A 13,299-nucleotide genomic window follows, 5' to 3' on the forward strand; every position below is an offset into this window, starting at 1 on the left:
TCCCAGCAATGCGCGACGCGGCATTTGGTTGCGCCACGAGAAGACGGCCGGCTGGCTGTTGCCGAACCGCGGGACGGGATGCGAGTTTGGCGTGACGTAAACACCGAGTAGCCGCCATGCCCATCCGCCGACTTGCCTTGACGACAGCAGCGATCCTGCTCGCCGCGACCGGCCTCGCCACCGCCCGGCCCGACACCCGCACGATGGATTGCCAGCAGCTTCGGCAGCTGATCCAGAGCCGCCATGCCGTGGTGCTGACCACCGGCCCCAACACCTATGACCGCTATGTCAGGCAATTCGGCATCGAATGCGACTGGCCGGAGGTGCCGATGTCGGCCTATGTCCCGACCCGTGACGGCCACTGCCCGGTCTATCGCTGCGACCAGCCGATCGGCGATCTCCCGGATTGACGGCGGCGGCTTGCCGCCCATTGCCGATCGCCAGTTGTCTATCGCAACTTGCCGATCGCCAGTTGCCGATCGCAAGGGGATCGCGCTGTTGCGGAACCGCCGGCCGGATGCGAGTTTCGCCTGACACGTTCGCGTGGTACGTAAACCGCTGAGGTAACCGCCATGCCCATCCACCGAACTGCTTTGGCGACGGCAGCGATGCTGCTTGCCGCGACCGGCCTCACTGAGGCCCGGCCCGACACCCGCACGATGAGCTGCCAGCAGCTCCAACAACTGATCCAGAGCCGCCGCGCCGTGGTGCTGACCACCGGCCCCAACACCTATGACCGCTATGTCAGGCAATTCGGCAACGAATGCGACTGGCCCGACGTGCCGATGTCGGCCTATGTCCCGACCCGTGACGGCCGCTGCCCGCTCTACAAGTGCGACGAGCCGGTTGGCCGTATCCCGTGACGGCGACGGCTTGCCGCCAATTGCCGATCGCCAATTGCCGATCGCAGGAGGATCGCGTTGATCCCGGCGCCCGAACCGGCTAGGGGTGTCGGCGCAGGTTGCATTATCCCGCTTCGTCTAATGGTAGGACAGCGCCCTTTGAAGGCGTGAATCGTGGTTCGAGCCCATGAGCGGGAACCAGCCAAATCAACCGCCAAGGCATTTCAGGTCGCCTTTTGTCGAATATCATCGGATAAACGTGCGCGACATGCGGGCTGACGCGGACGGCATCTGCCGATCACGTCGGCGGGCGCTTCTGGCCTTCAGGTCCGGACGGCATCGGGCTTCTTTCGCTTCAGGAGAGTTACCAGCACGGTCCGCATTGACGAGTGCTCCGCGCTATCGAGCTCAACAATCCAATCAGCATTGCGCTTGTGCCAAGGGAACTTCGCGTTTCGCAATGCCTGCCGAAATGCCGTCGGATCAACACCAACGGTCAGAGCCATATCAGCAGCGTTTGTCAGCTTGGCCATGACGCCTCCTATGCTTTCCGCCAAGCATAGAGGCGTTTGCACAAGTTGGGCAAAGGAATTGGGCGTCTTCGCAAATTTCACACGACCTGAGATCACCAGGGAAGCGAGATGTGTGGAACATACTGTGCAGGCGCCGCGTTCCGGTTTGAGCAATCAGGGTTTGACCATTCCGCACACGGAGAGGGAGCATCGCCAACACTGCCATAACGTTCCACGAGTTTTGCGAATCCGTAGGCGAAGGCGAAAAGAAGTGCCAGGACAATCGCTATTCGGCCGGCCATATCGGATTGTAGCAGGTACAGGGCGAAGCTGGCATCAAAAGCGACGAGATGCGGGCGCGACTGCGGACTGTATCATTTTAATACAATCCCCAATTGGTAGACTCGCGCGATGCACCGGCAGTTAGTAGCCCCTCCGCGGGCCAGAGGAGGGAAAACGCCTGCGGAACAGGAGGAAGCGATGTCTGGGCAGAAGGAAGACTATCGAACCAACAGAGCCGACTATGCGATTGCTGCGAAGCATGGCGCGGATGGCGCTCGCGATGAGCTGCTGGCAAGAAAAAAGATGTCCCTGTGGCTGAGAGACCGGCGATCCGCCAGATTGGCCGCAAACCCCACGGAAAGCAGGCCAGGACCGAAAGCCAGACCGCGCGGCGAATAGCACCGCTGGCGACCTCGATCGCGGCGCCTATCCTTGGCTCGTGCCGCCGCCCACCGGTTATATCTGCATTTGACGGCACCGGATTTGCGACCTTAGGACCATGGTCCAGCTTGCGACTGGGTGGCAACAGGCGCACTCTAGGAATGAACCCGACGACAAGGGCCTGGACCGCAAAACTTTGGCGGCCAGGCCCTTTGTCTTGACGAACGCGTTGCCGCCTAATAGCGACGTTGGGGGGAGCACCGATTTGTTCATTGACTACTACGAACTTCTGGAAATCAGCCCGAACGCCAACTCGGAAACGATAGAACGGATATTTCGTTACTTTGCCATGCGCTATCATCCCGACAATCGGGACACTGGCGACGAATCCCGCTTCAGCGAAATCATAGATGCCCACAATACGCTCAAAGATCCGGTCAAGCGCGCGCAGTACGACATTCAGTATAAAGATAATTTGAACATTCGCCGCGAGTTGACCGAGGAGGCCAGCAACACCAAGGGCGTCGAACGGGACGTCGTCATTCAGGCCAAACTGCTCGCGCTGCTTTATGTCAAACGCCGACAAGACGTCAACAATCCTGGTATTGGCGATTCAGAAATCGAACGCCTGGCAAGCTGTCCACGTGAACATCTGGAGTTTCATCTCTGGTATCTGAAAGCAAAAGGCTGGATAGCAAGGATCGAAAACGGGATGTACGCGATCACCGTGGAAGGCATCGATCGCGCCAACAACGAACATCGTCGCGATATCACGACCAGACTGCTGGACCATACAAGCTGATTGGCAGCCCTGAGGCCCGAGCATGCGGGCAACATCACAAATGCGAAGCGGTTTTTTAGCGACGGCGAAACCAAGGTCGCTCTTGCGCGTTGAGGCTCATCCAGCATGGGAACTCAGGAATGGATCCGGCAACCGCGGCAGTGATGCTTTTGCTTTCGTGCAGCCCGGGACAGGCTGCCACATGCAGACCCGTCGATATGGCGCCGACAATGTACATATCGCTCGATCAGTGCCGGGCTTCACTGGCGCACAGGCTGGCAAGCTCTCCCAACGGCGAGATCGTCGGAAGGTGCAAGTCGATCGACCCGAACGTCACCGCATCGCTGCCAGCGGATTACACGACGGTGGTGGTCAAGCGAGGCATTGGTCAAGGCACCGTGACGAGCTATCTCGTGCCACGCGCGACGCAATGAAAAGAGCCGGCGCCGGATGCCCGTGGGCAACCTGGCCGCGCTGAAGATAATCTTGCAAAGGCAAGACTGGGCAAGCGGCATCATCGATGATGAGGCGGCTCGCCGGGGCACGCCCCAATGCCCTCCCCAGCGAGCCTGTTGCTCCCGAACCTGGAGCAACTGCTGCTCAATACGAAGAGCCAGGGGGAGCCGGGTTTAGGCCTACCAGCCGGCGGCCCGCTGCTGGTAACATTGTGGCTAATTAAACGGCGCGCCGCCATCGCGGCGAAAACGGCCCGATAGGCACAAAACGGCTTCGCCGCGAGGTAGATCCAGAATGATCGCAATTGGCCGGAAGCAGGCAGTCCGCTTCTAGGTTCTCAGGCCATCGATCCGGCTGCAGTTCTGATCTGCCGATGTTGCTTTTGATCGATTCAGTGACCACCGCGGCCTCTGCCGAATTGCCGTGGCAGCATCAAGTCCAAGCCGGAGATGAAGGAGAACGGAGCCACCGCCGCACCGCCGTCTGCGTCCGTGGGTCTGGACGGATCAACTCATGCGCAATATGGATGGGATGTGGTCTGACGCGGCGCCGCCAAGGCAGTCGATGAAGACGTTGGTTCAATGACGCTGCGCCGAACGGGTTGGCCTTTCGATTTGCCGCCGCATTCGCAAAAGTGTCGATATCGGGGGATTGGTCATGAGCGACAACAGGCCAGACGTTACCAAGGATTGGCAAGCGACGCAGGGCCAGAAGTCTTCCGCGACGCGGCTGCGCCTTTTCGCCGTGCTCTGCTGGATCGTAGCCATTGGCGGCGAGATCGCCGGGATCTACCTGTTCTACCAGCACAAGTTCGACCACGGCAACATGCCGCTGCTGATCGGCTTGCTGGTCGGGATCGCGGTCTTTGCAATCGTCGGCAACTTGCTGTGGAAGGCGGCCAATAGGCACGATCCGGCCCGCGCATCCGACACGGCCAGATTCTTCTTCCAAAACCAGCTCGGCGCGATCATCACGCTGATTGCCTTCCTCCCCCTGGTTTTCCTGATATTGACCGACAAGAACATGGATCCGCAGACCAAGAAGGTGGCCGGCGGTTTGGGCGCAGCCCTTGCCGTGCTCGCGACGCTGATCGGGGTCAGCTACCAACCTCCGTCGGTCGAGCAATACACCCAGGACATGAACGTGTGCGCGACCCAGATTAAGACGGGGCAGCCAACCACAGCCTGTTCGCCCGACGTCGCCGCCCAGGCGCAAGAGATCTCCACGGACTCCGCCGCGGTGACGGCCGCTACGAAGGACGCAAATCACCCCGCCGGTCAGGATGTTGTCTACTGGATCGCGCCGGAAAATGGCGCCAAAAAGTCCACGGAGCCGCATGTTTTTCACCTCTGCGCAGCCGTGAGTCCGCTGAAAGACAAGACCGTGAACAGCGGCTCCGTGACCGAAGCCTATGCGCAGAACGCCATCCGCATTACGAAGCAGATCGAGATGGAACAGAAGCAGTGTGGGTTCACGGTTTCGCAATAGACCTGCCACGTTCTATGCGCCCAGCATGGTAGGAGCCCCTTATCTGGCCTCTATCCTTGAGTCAGCGTCACGGGCGTAATCGTGCCGGTTAGACGCTTCAATGTCCGATATGAGGCACAAAGCGTCCGTTCCTTCAGCGCGCGAAACTGAACGGATCCGCGTCAAAATGCGACCGATTGCCGGCGGACGATCCATCCTGGCAGCCGGGCCACCGCCAGCCGGCCACCATTTATTCCTTGCCGCCGTCGGCAATCCCGTTGCCGTCGGTGGGCAGGATTCCAAAATCCTGCGACTTGACCCCCTGCTCCGCCGTCAGGAACCCGTCCGACGCCAGACCGCGCCGCAGCAGTTCCCTGACCGCTGCCGAGCGGCTCGGCATGCGCTTGTCGTATCGCCAGTTTTCCAGCGCGGCCAGTTCGTCGGCCGTCAGCATGATCTGCAGGCGTTCGGGGCGTTCCAGTTCAGCCATGGCGCTTCCTCGCTCAGGACCAAAAATACGTCGAGTTAGTATCTAACTCACTTGGCTTATAATTAGGATAACACCCATAATGCGTCAAGACCTGGCGATGAGTAAACGGCGCATCCCGCACATGATGCGGATCAAACGCCGGCCACACATTTGTGTAACTATGCTAACTAACTGATTTAATTGTGTATTTTGCACATTTTACTTGCCATGAACCGACCGCCGATGCATGCTTTCATGTGAACAGAAAACCGATCCCTTAGGGAGGTTTCGATGCGGTACGATTACTCGGCGCGGCTGCGCGATGACGTCAGCTCAGCGGTCCACACAGCATCCAAGACGGCGGGCATCGTCAACATCACGGTGGTGGCAGAGCAGGTCAGGGTCAGGAATCTGGCCGAGAATGTCGCCCTCGAGGACATTGAACATCTGGTCCTGCAGGCGGCGCAACTCATTGGCGCGGCAATCGAATTCGACGGCCTGGCCAGTCTGTTCGTGGATGGCCTGGCTGACGACGATGGCGAGCGCGCGATGGCCGCGCTCGATCGGCCTCACCCGGCTTCGATCCAATAGGCAGGCAAGCTGCCTGTGAGCGGTGGCGCGATTCGTCCATGTCCGGGACGGTCCCGGCCTGGCTCCATACCTGCGGCGCCGTGCACCCGATGGCCGCTCTCCCGAAACGGCCGCGACATTAACCACATCGCCCATCGGCATGGACCCGGAACGAGCGTTGAACGTTTCCCACTATGGAAAACCACCAGCACAGATTTTATTGTCACATCCAGACGGGCGGAACCTGGGCAGTCTGGGATCGTACGACCAATGCTCCGGCGAGCCTGGGAGGGCGGGACCTGCTTGGTTGCACAGCCCAGCGAGCCAACGCCGCGGAAGGCGTTTTTGACGCGGATCTATGACAACGGATTGGATGCGCTTGCCATTCGCATCTCAGGGATAGCGAATTCGCGATCCAACTGACGCCACAGAGCCACAGGTCGCTGTGGCCGCCAAGCGCCGCCCAAGCCCCTGGGACGTCTCGATCCTGACCGTGTCGCCGATCTCTTGACGGCGACACCCGTCGCTATTCCGCGGGCGCTCCTTCCCACAACCTCTGCGACTATTCGGTTCCCGATGATGCGTCTCCGGTCGCCTGCGGCACGTTCTTTTGGGCAAGTCGCTGTTCCCTTAGCCTGGCCGTCTTGGCTTCCCTGGCTTTGCGCTCACCATCCAATATCAGTTTGCTCTCGCGGTCCGCTCTTTCGATCTTTTCGCGATCGACGCGTCGTTTCATGACAGCCTCCTTGGTCTGACGGCCAAGAAAGTTCGGGCTTGCGAAAATGTTCCCGAGAAATCTTCGAGCGCTCTTGCGGGAAGTTGCTGCGGTGCTGGCCGAACTATTGGAGTGTGCTGCGGTACCGAATTCCATACCCCTGCGATGGAAGGCCGGCCGCCCCATTTGTGAAGCGACCGTCCTTGCCCCAGCCGCAGCGACACGGCGCGGCCGTCGGCTCGAGCCCAATCCCAGGCTCCACGGGCTAGTACTAGTACCGATACATGCCCCAAACACGCCTGCGGTAGCAGCGGACGCGCCGGCGACCATGTCGCCAATAACTACGGCAGACCCTTCTCCAACCCCGCCGGCGGTGGTGGCGGCGGTAATAGCGGTCGTAATAGCGGTCGTGGTAGCGCCGATGGTAGACCGGCTCCACTTCCGCCTGAATACCTTCGTCATCGAAGGTCGGTGAGTCTGGCGCGTCGAGTTCATCGAGAATGCCGCTTTTGGCCCCTGGAACACCGGCCACTGCGTCGATAGGCCGAACCGTGCTTGCAAAGGCCGCGGCCCCTGCAATGCCAAACATTGCTGTCAAGAAGGATCGCCGATCCATAGAAAGCCTCCCAGTGTTACACAACTCTAATGTTACCAACTCTTAAGGCGCGAGGCCGGGAAAGGCAGGCTTTGCGCCCGGTACAATTGAGGGTTCGCCAACCGCCTTGCGGCTCGCGAACCCTATCAGCACAGGAAGGGACATAGCTGCGCCGATCTGCAAACCTATCAGCCAAGCACTATTCCGATCGCGAGAAAGGTGACGGCCGCCGCGAACAGCGGCGCTAGCAACCAGCGCGCCTGACTAACACTTCTATCCATCTGATTTCTCCGAGCTTTCCCGGAAACAACAACCTTCGAAGTAGGCTGTTCCACGCAATGTCATGCGTAGGACCATTGCGTTTTTCGATCAGACTTAAGTCCTACCCTCCGCCCGACCGAAGCCTCAACCCCGGAACGTTTGACGTTGCCCCAAGTTCGGCTCGGAGGTCGGCTTGGACGATCTCGCCGTGCGCCGGCCGCAAGAGGAGAAAATCATGAAAACGGGCGCCGCTGCGGCGTTGTTGCTCTTCGCCGGTGTCGGCGCGGTCGCTGCTCAGGATGTGGTCATCACGCCTGAGCAGGACGCACAGACTGACCCGCAGAGCGGTTCCGGTTCCGTTAGCTGTCGCTAGAAAAAGGCGTCCCAGAGCCAGCGCCAGCACGACGCCAGCGGAAAGGTGAAAGCCAGCCAGGCAATCATGCTTGGCCCTCGGCCTGCCCATAGGCCATTCGGGCCGAGATGAAGATCGGCCAGTCGGATCTCATTCAGATTGTGCTGCAGGAGTGGCTAGAAACGAAAGCCTATCTGCCGGTCAGAATGATCGATGAGGACGGACGGGAGCGCGTAGCCTTGACCTTTAGAGGACCGCTACCGACAACAACAGGATGAGGCCGATCCCCATCATCAGCAGACCGGGCCAGTTCTGCGACAGGCCAAGGAAGCCGAGGCCGCGCCGACGCGGCTCAAGTGTCGGACCTGGGGTTGCGAGATTTGGCGTTGGGCGATCAGGCCTAGCAGCAGAAGGCACCGGATCGCTCAGTCGCCCGCGCCATATAACCGCGCCGGCCATGTACACAACGCCAGCGACAGTGAGCAACGCTCCAATGATGATGACGGCCATTTCGAGAGAACGGTTCAAGATACCCAGGGGTTCCACCAAAAAGCCAGGTCCAACAGGCGCCGGCCATCTTTCAGCGTTGCTCGACCTTGTCGCCGATCTCCTTCGCCATCGCTAGCGCCTTTTCCTTGTTCTTGGTGGTCAGCACGGTGCGCCAATGCGGCTTCTCGAACAGGTGATTCGCCACCAAACCCCCTATGTGAGATTGTTCCGCATCAGCCGTGTATGAGGGGCGGCAAATGCCACTGCAGCGTTATAGCGGAGTGTTCGAGCCCGCTGATCTGGACTTGCTCCAGCGGGTGTTCGACCAACTGTGCATCGAGCGCCGTCTAGCCCCAAAAGACAAGGAACAGAGGGAAGAACTCGCAGAGGAAATCGTCGGCGTTTTCCGGAATGGGATCACCGACGAAGCGGACCTACTGCATGCGCTTTCTAATCGACGCAGGGCCTAGAAAAAAGCCTCGCTGCTCCATTTGCGAAGCGGCGAGGCTCCCCAATTCTGCCCCCAACATTTTTTTAGGCTAAAGGAGCATGTGTCGTTTGATCAACTTGGAGATTGGGGGTAGGCGGCACCTGCAATGGAAGTAGGTCCGCGCCGCATCGCTAGATTTCAAGGATGCCTGAAATCGCCTATAATTCGCCAGCCGGCAAACCCCGTTTGCTGGTTAGGCCTGGCGGTCAAATCCCAAGCCCCCGCCCTGGCCGCTGGGCCGCTGACAGCCTCGCCAGCGCGTTTCGGCTGGCCTGCGCCTGCGCCACGGCCGGGCCACTCGACTTGATCACCCACCCCTCAGCAGGCGCCAGATCTCCGACCAGTATGCCATGATAAGCGAGGCCAGCGCGGCGGCAGCCATCCCGGTGACGCCAAGAGCGCCGAGACCCATGAGCTTCCAGCGCCAAGGCCATTTCTTCGCCTTGAACGATGGCTCAGGAATCCTTCGCAGCGCGATTGCGACTGAAGTCCTATCATGATGCGCAAAGGTCCCACCCGCGAAACATTAGGGGTTCCTAATCATTGAAGGATACCGACGAGCAAAGTCCCCTCCGTCGGAAGGGTGCCCGCCATCATTTGGGCGATTTGGGCGATATGGCGGGCACCCGGTCGATCAACAAGACCTACCGGAGGCCAAAAAAGCTCAATACCACCAATACGACGACCACCGCTCCAACGAGCCAAATGATATTGTTCATGATCTCTCTCCTGTTGCTTCCGAACCTTCGCGCCTACCCGATCCAACTGGCCGGGCCGCTTCTTCTTCGAGTTTCCCAAGCTTTTCCCTGATCTCCTCCGGCTCGGCATGCTCCAATCCGACCACGTCGTTTCTGGTTCCTCAAGTGAAACGATGATCTCATCGAGTTTGGCGTGGATGGCGGCGGTGTCGCGATAGCCTTGTATGAGGACAACACCAGTGATCACGATGGCGGCAACCGACAGGGCATAGGTAACCGCATTTGTCAGACCAAAGGGCACGAGGGCGGTGCACAATACCATGGCTATGAGCATCACGTAGAAACCCGGTGGCCGAGATAGAAAGTCGGCCGTCACGAAAAGGAACCGGTTCATATCCTGGCCACAGTCAACAAGGCGATCAGTGCCGTGATGGCTACGCAGATACCGGCTGCAAATCGCCCGTGTCTGTCGGAACTGACATGCTCAACGGTCGTTTGTCCCCTTTCGCCAACCGAAAGGAACGCCTATGCCAACCCCCGCCGAACTCAAAACCAAATTCTGGGCATCCCTTAAGTCCGATATGACGATGATGATCGGACTCGATAACTCCAAGGTCATTCCTCGTCCGATGACGGCACAGACAGAGACTGACGGAAATGGTCCGATCTGGTTCTTTACGGCGAAAGATACCGAGCTCGTTCAGGGTCTGACTGGTAGCAGCAAAGCGACCGCGACCTTCACGTCTAAGGGCCACGATCTGTTTGCCACAGTGCAAGGGAATCTTTGGCTGGACAACGACCGCGCGACGATCGATCGGCTTTGGAATCGCTTTGTGGCCGCATGGTTTGAAGGCGGAAAAGATGACCCCAAGTTAGCTTTGCTGCGGTTCGATCCGCGGGAGGCAGAGATTTGGCTGGACGGATCGAGCATAATGGCAGGGATGAAGATGTTGCTCGGGTTCGAGCCCAAAGACGAGTACAAGGACAACGTCGCCAAAGTCGAGCTTTGACCTGACGTGCCCAACGCGCTGTGGGCTGCTTCAGCCCAATCGTTGCGGACTAAGCTGTGCCCTTCGCGCGACGAAGGATCAGCGTCGCAACGCCTTGGCAGCTTCAGTGATGGTGTGGTGATAGTCTCCCATGAGGGGCAAGGTGTCGATGGATCGAAAAACACCGTGGCGCATTTACTCCCCGGCTAATTAAGGCCTCAGGAGAGAAACAATGAAACAGACCCTGCTCATTTTGAGCCTGCTCATTCCGCTAGGGGCATGCTCCCGCACTGAACAAGGCGCCGCCGTTGGCGGCTTGGGAGGTGCTGCAATTGGCGCCGCCGTGGCTGGCGATCCGGTGGAAGGGGCGGTCGTTGGCGGTGCAGTCGGCGCGATAGCCGGTGCGGTGATCGGGCACGCCAGTGAGGCCGGCCAATGCAGGTATCGCGATCGTCATGGCCGCGTTTACATTGCACGGTGCCCGGACGGGTATTGACATCGAGGCGCGTGATCTCTGCAGATCACGCGCCCTCCATGGCTAGGACAATCACATGCTTTGTAAGCCGAAAAGTCTGCTTGGTGTCTGGTTCTTCCTTGTCAGCGCTGCCGCAACAAATCTCGCACTTTCGCCCGCGCTTTCGGCCGCACCTGCAACAGCGCAGACGATTGCCGAACACTTCTCCTCAGTAAAATCCATGTCCGGGGACTTCGTTCAGTCCGGCCCGAAGGCGGAACGGACAAGTGGCAGGTTTTTTCTCCAACGTCCGGGCAAGATCCGATTCAACTATGCCGGCCCATCGGGAGTCAACGTTATTGCCGACGGCAAATCATTGGTCGTTTATAATAAGAAGCTTAAGACGTCCCGGCTTTATTCGCTCTCGAAGACGCCACTCAAGCTCCTACTCGACAGCAAGGTCGACTTCTCCGGCAGCCGTCTCAAAAGCATGCGAGAAGAAGGCGATCTGATACTTATTAAGCTTGCCGACAAATCAGCCTTCGGCAATTCGAATATCACGATGATGTTTGATAGCAAATCTCTTGATTTACGCAAATGGAGCCTTACCGACGAGAGAGGGCTAACGACTACGGTTGCTATCTTCAATGTGAAGCAGGGTGGTCGCATTGCAGAGGGAACCTTCACTATCGATTACGCGGCAAACCGACAGTACAACACCAACACGAAGTCGCGTTGAGGGTGAAGCGCTGAAAAGGCGCAATGACCAGCCAAAGCTTCATGCGGGCGGATCGCCACTCGGGCGCACCACATAATCGATGATCGGCGCCATCAAAGCCTGGAAGGCAAGGGACGGCACCCGAGACGCGCGTTGCCTAAAGTTGGGACTCGATCGGGAGGTGGCGGACCAAGGTTGCCAGGATGCGGCGGAATATCCCGGCTTCTGGCTCGTGCGTATAATTTTGGAGCCTGCCTTCGTCGCATCCATGCCAGTGGAGCACATTGTTTTTCAGTTCGAGCCGATAGCTCGCTTCCGGTGATATCTCTGCTTGGAACCGGTGGCGCAATTCAGCGACCAATTTTTCATCCTCAAAAAGCACTCCCATTTCCGAGTTCAAGGACACAGACCGTGGGTCGAAATTGAAGGAGCCGACGAAACCCGTCTTGTCATCCACGCTGAAAGCCTTCGTGTGCAGACTGGCGCCCTTGGAACCAAATACCGAGATCGCCGGCTTCCGGCTGAAGGGCTGAAGCTCAAAAAGTTTAACGCCATTCCGCAGCAATCGCTTGCGATAGTTTGCGTAGGCCCCGTGAACCGCAGCGACATCCGTGGCTGCCAGGGAATTGGTCAGAACCGCGACCTCCACGCCGTTGCTGACAAGGTCCGACAAGATCGCGGACCCCCTTTTGCCTGGAATGAAATAGGGAGACACAATTTCCAGACAATTGCGCGCCGACTGAATGATGGGCAGCAACTCCTTCAACAGCCAACTGCGCCGTCTCCAACCGCGCACCTTCTCCGGCGGGTCGGAAATCACTCGAACACGTGCCACCCAATGCACGTCGTTGCTTGCCGCGATGAACTCCGCGATGGTCCCATGGTCACCGATCCCGTTCAAAAGCTTTGACTCGATTTCAGCATCGCTTCCTTCAAATAAATGGGCATGCGTAGTCGCAGCGGCTGCACCGAGCGCGCCAATTGGTTTTGCGTCCTGGCACGCCCAGAAAGTCTCAAAAATCTGGGCGGTCTGCTGCACGGCGGGACCGAGGAGCAGCACGTCGAGGTCGCGGAAGTTAGTTTCTGCTGCATCAAAATAGGCATCGCCGACGTTTCGCCCGCCGACGATGGCGATGTTGTCGTCGGCGATCCACGCCTTGTTGTGCATCCTGCGGGTCAACGCAAAAAGCCGAAGGAGGATTTCGAAACTGCGAACAATGCCGCGTGCTCTGACGCCACTCGGGTTGAACAGCTTCAGCTCGATGTTTGGATGACTGCTCAGCGCGAGATATGCAGAATCGCTTTTGCGCGGGTTGACGTCATCAAGGAGCATCCGCACGCGCACGCCCCGCTGAGCGGCCCGGAAAACTTCCTGCAGAAGCAGGCGGCCGGTATGGTCGTCATGCCAGAGATAGTACATGAGGTCGAGAGTGCGAACTGCGCTTCTCGCCGCCAGGACGCGCGCTGCGAAGGCATCATAGTTGTCTGAAATAAGCAGCAGGCCGTTCTTACCAGCCTTGATATTGTCGTCCGTTGTTCGGGCGATGCAGACGTCCATGAATTGGCTACCTTTTGACGGTGAAGCCGCCCCTGCTCAAAATCATAACAAGAACCTTTCAGGGGCAATCTGGTTGCATGACGCCAGCCGTTAGGGTTTCTTTCGTCGCCTTGGCTGGCAGGTGCTCGCACAATCGTGCCGTTTTGCATCGCGCGCCAATGGTTCAGCCTCGATCGCTTCGCCCCGCGATCTTCAGGCGCTTCTTTCCTTGTCAACCTTG

General features: G+C 58.8%; 17 protein-coding genes, 1 tRNA gene and 1 pseudogene. 12 read left to right on the top strand and 7 right to left on the bottom strand.

The window, feature by feature from the left end:
• Nucleotides 1-116: 116 nt before the first annotated feature.
• From ACFSOZ_RS14325 to ACFSOZ_RS14335, 3 genes are all read left to right on the top strand, one after another.
• Nucleotides 117-410, top strand: coding sequence for a hypothetical protein (locus tag ACFSOZ_RS14325; protein WP_379098916.1), 294 nt, complete (start codon nucleotides 117-119; stop codon nucleotides 408-410).
• 162 nt (nucleotides 411-572) lie between these two features.
• Entirely contained in the window at nucleotides 573-863 is a 291-nt protein-coding gene (locus ACFSOZ_RS14330) for a hypothetical protein (protein WP_379098918.1), read from the top strand.
• Between the two features lie 106 nt (nucleotides 864-969).
• Nucleotides 970-1,043, top strand: a tRNA-Gln gene (locus ACFSOZ_RS14335).
• Between the two features lie 122 nt (nucleotides 1,044-1,165).
• On the opposite strand, the gene ACFSOZ_RS14340 is transcribed toward ACFSOZ_RS14335, so the two are convergent.
• Complete coding sequence (locus ACFSOZ_RS14340; protein ID WP_379098921.1) at nucleotides 1,166-1,375, bottom strand: hypothetical protein; 210 nt, start codon at nucleotides 1,373-1,375, stop codon at nucleotides 1,166-1,168.
• Nucleotides 1,376-2,282: 907 nt separating this feature from the next.
• Here ACFSOZ_RS14340 and ACFSOZ_RS14345 point away from each other — a divergent pair.
• From ACFSOZ_RS14345 to ACFSOZ_RS14355, 3 genes are all read left to right on the top strand, one after another.
• Nucleotides 2,283-2,819, top strand: coding sequence for a DnaJ domain-containing protein (locus ACFSOZ_RS14345; protein ID WP_379099765.1), 537 nt, complete (start codon nucleotides 2,283-2,285; stop codon nucleotides 2,817-2,819).
• Nucleotides 2,820-3,028: 209 nt separating this feature from the next.
• Complete coding sequence (locus ACFSOZ_RS14350; protein ID WP_379098923.1) at nucleotides 3,029-3,232, top strand: hypothetical protein; 204 nt, start codon at nucleotides 3,029-3,031, stop codon at nucleotides 3,230-3,232.
• A 679-nt stretch (nucleotides 3,233-3,911) separates the two neighbouring features.
• Nucleotides 3,912-4,742, top strand: coding sequence for a hypothetical protein (locus ACFSOZ_RS14355; protein WP_379098926.1), 831 nt, complete (start codon nucleotides 3,912-3,914; stop codon nucleotides 4,740-4,742).
• A 229-nt stretch (nucleotides 4,743-4,971) separates the two neighbouring features.
• Here ACFSOZ_RS14355 and ACFSOZ_RS14360 read toward each other — a convergent pair whose 3' ends face one another.
• Nucleotides 4,972-5,211 (bottom strand): hypothetical protein, encoded by a 240-nt coding sequence (locus tag ACFSOZ_RS14360; RefSeq protein WP_379098929.1) that lies wholly within the window; start codon nucleotides 5,209-5,211, stop codon nucleotides 4,972-4,974.
• 270 nt (nucleotides 5,212-5,481) lie between these two features.
• Here ACFSOZ_RS14360 and ACFSOZ_RS14365 point away from each other — a divergent pair, with 270 nt between their 5' ends.
• The gene (locus ACFSOZ_RS14365) at nucleotides 5,482-5,781 is read left to right on the top strand and encodes a hypothetical protein (protein WP_379098932.1); all 300 of its coding nucleotides are present in this window, start codon (nucleotides 5,482-5,484) and stop codon (nucleotides 5,779-5,781) included.
• Between the two features lie 541 nt (nucleotides 5,782-6,322).
• Here ACFSOZ_RS14365 and ACFSOZ_RS14370 read toward each other — a convergent pair.
• Nucleotides 6,323-6,496, bottom strand: a complete 174-nt coding sequence (locus ACFSOZ_RS14370; RefSeq protein ID WP_379098935.1) for a hypothetical protein — start codon at nucleotides 6,494-6,496, stop codon at nucleotides 6,323-6,325.
• A 1,028-nt stretch (nucleotides 6,497-7,524) separates the two neighbouring features.
• Here ACFSOZ_RS14370 and ACFSOZ_RS14375 point away from each other — a divergent pair.
• Entirely contained in the window at nucleotides 7,525-7,704 is a 180-nt protein-coding gene (locus tag ACFSOZ_RS14375) for a hypothetical protein (RefSeq protein ID WP_379098938.1), read from the top strand.
• Nucleotides 7,705-7,929: 225 nt separating this feature from the next.
• Here the strand turns inward: ACFSOZ_RS14375 and ACFSOZ_RS14380 are convergent, their stop codons facing one another.
• The gene (locus ACFSOZ_RS14380) at nucleotides 7,930-8,211 is read right to left on the bottom strand and encodes a hypothetical protein (RefSeq protein ID WP_379098941.1); all 282 of its coding nucleotides are present in this window, start codon (nucleotides 8,209-8,211) and stop codon (nucleotides 7,930-7,932) included.
• 218 nt (nucleotides 8,212-8,429) lie between these two features.
• On the opposite strand from ACFSOZ_RS14380, the gene ACFSOZ_RS14385 reads away from it, so the two are divergent.
• Entirely contained in the window at nucleotides 8,430-8,642 is a 213-nt protein-coding gene (locus tag ACFSOZ_RS14385) for an RNA-binding protein (RefSeq protein WP_379098944.1), read from the top strand.
• Nucleotides 8,643-8,969: 327 nt separating this feature from the next.
• On the opposite strand, the gene ACFSOZ_RS14390 is transcribed toward ACFSOZ_RS14385, so the two are convergent.
• Nucleotides 8,970-9,140 carry a DUF1515 family protein gene (locus tag ACFSOZ_RS14390; RefSeq protein ID WP_379099768.1) on the bottom strand — a complete coding sequence of 57 codons (171 nt, stop codon included), beginning with the start codon at nucleotides 9,138-9,140 and terminating at the stop codon, nucleotides 8,970-8,972.
• Nucleotides 9,141-9,377: 237 nt separating this feature from the next.
• Nucleotides 9,378-9,754 (bottom strand): annotated as a pseudogene (locus ACFSOZ_RS14395) (low affinity iron permease family protein).
• A 133-nt stretch (nucleotides 9,755-9,887) separates the two neighbouring features.
• Between ACFSOZ_RS14395 and ACFSOZ_RS14400 the strand changes: the two are divergent.
• The 3 genes from ACFSOZ_RS14400 to ACFSOZ_RS14410 all read left to right on the top strand — a co-directional run bounded on the left by ACFSOZ_RS14400 (nucleotide 9,888) and on the right by ACFSOZ_RS14410 (nucleotide 11,542).
• Entirely contained in the window at nucleotides 9,888-10,370 is a 483-nt protein-coding gene (locus tag ACFSOZ_RS14400) for a pyridoxamine 5'-phosphate oxidase family protein (protein ID WP_379098947.1), read from the top strand.
• A 211-nt stretch (nucleotides 10,371-10,581) separates the two neighbouring features.
• Nucleotides 10,582-10,845, top strand: a complete 264-nt coding sequence (locus ACFSOZ_RS14405) for a YMGG-like glycine zipper-containing protein (RefSeq protein WP_379098949.1) — start codon at nucleotides 10,582-10,584, stop codon at nucleotides 10,843-10,845.
• Between the two features lie 55 nt (nucleotides 10,846-10,900).
• Nucleotides 10,901-11,542, top strand: a complete 642-nt coding sequence (locus tag ACFSOZ_RS14410; protein WP_379098952.1) for a LolA family protein — start codon at nucleotides 10,901-10,903, stop codon at nucleotides 11,540-11,542.
• Between the two features lie 136 nt (nucleotides 11,543-11,678).
• Here the strand turns inward: ACFSOZ_RS14410 and ACFSOZ_RS14415 are convergent, their stop codons facing one another.
• The gene (locus tag ACFSOZ_RS14415) at nucleotides 11,679-13,079 is read right to left on the bottom strand and encodes a phospholipase D family protein (RefSeq protein WP_379098955.1); all 1,401 of its coding nucleotides are present in this window, start codon (nucleotides 13,077-13,079) and stop codon (nucleotides 11,679-11,681) included.
• Nucleotides 13,080-13,299 lie beyond the last annotated feature (220 nt).

The sequence above is a fragment of the Mesorhizobium newzealandense genome (genome assembly GCF_042682145.1).
Taxonomy (GTDB): domain Bacteria; phylum Pseudomonadota; class Alphaproteobacteria; order Rhizobiales; family Rhizobiaceae; genus Mesorhizobium; species Mesorhizobium newzealandense.

Excerpts from the sequence above, each read along its gene's own strand:
- ACFSOZ_RS14325 (WP_379098916.1), top strand. The coding sequence starts at position 117 with ATGCCCATCCGCCGACTTGCCTTGACGACAGCAGCGATCCTGCTCGCC.
- ACFSOZ_RS14330 (WP_379098918.1), top strand. The coding sequence starts at position 573 with ATGCCCATCCACCGAACTGCTTTGGCGACGGCAGCGATGCTGCTTGCC.
- ACFSOZ_RS14340 (WP_379098921.1), bottom strand. The coding sequence starts at position 1,375 with ATGGCCAAGCTGACAAACGCTGCTGATATGGCTCTGACCGTTGGTGTT.
- ACFSOZ_RS14350 (WP_379098923.1), top strand. The coding sequence starts at position 3,029 with ATGTACATATCGCTCGATCAGTGCCGGGCTTCACTGGCGCACAGGCTG.
- ACFSOZ_RS14355 (WP_379098926.1), top strand. The coding sequence starts at position 3,912 with ATGAGCGACAACAGGCCAGACGTTACCAAGGATTGGCAAGCGACGCAG.
- ACFSOZ_RS14360 (WP_379098929.1), bottom strand. The coding sequence starts at position 5,211 with ATGGCTGAACTGGAACGCCCCGAACGCCTGCAGATCATGCTGACGGCC.
- ACFSOZ_RS14365 (WP_379098932.1), top strand. The coding sequence starts at position 5,482 with ATGCGGTACGATTACTCGGCGCGGCTGCGCGATGACGTCAGCTCAGCG.
- ACFSOZ_RS14370 (WP_379098935.1), bottom strand. The coding sequence starts at position 6,496 with ATGAAACGACGCGTCGATCGCGAAAAGATCGAAAGAGCGGACCGCGAG.
- ACFSOZ_RS14385 (WP_379098944.1), top strand. The coding sequence starts at position 8,430 with ATGCCACTGCAGCGTTATAGCGGAGTGTTCGAGCCCGCTGATCTGGAC.
- ACFSOZ_RS14400 (WP_379098947.1), top strand. The coding sequence starts at position 9,888 with ATGCCAACCCCCGCCGAACTCAAAACCAAATTCTGGGCATCCCTTAAG.
- ACFSOZ_RS14405 (WP_379098949.1), top strand. The coding sequence starts at position 10,582 with ATGAAACAGACCCTGCTCATTTTGAGCCTGCTCATTCCGCTAGGGGCA.
- ACFSOZ_RS14410 (WP_379098952.1), top strand. The coding sequence starts at position 10,901 with ATGCTTTGTAAGCCGAAAAGTCTGCTTGGTGTCTGGTTCTTCCTTGTC.
- ACFSOZ_RS14415 (WP_379098955.1), bottom strand. The coding sequence starts at position 13,079 with ATGGACGTCTGCATCGCCCGAACAACGGACGACAATATCAAGGCTGGT.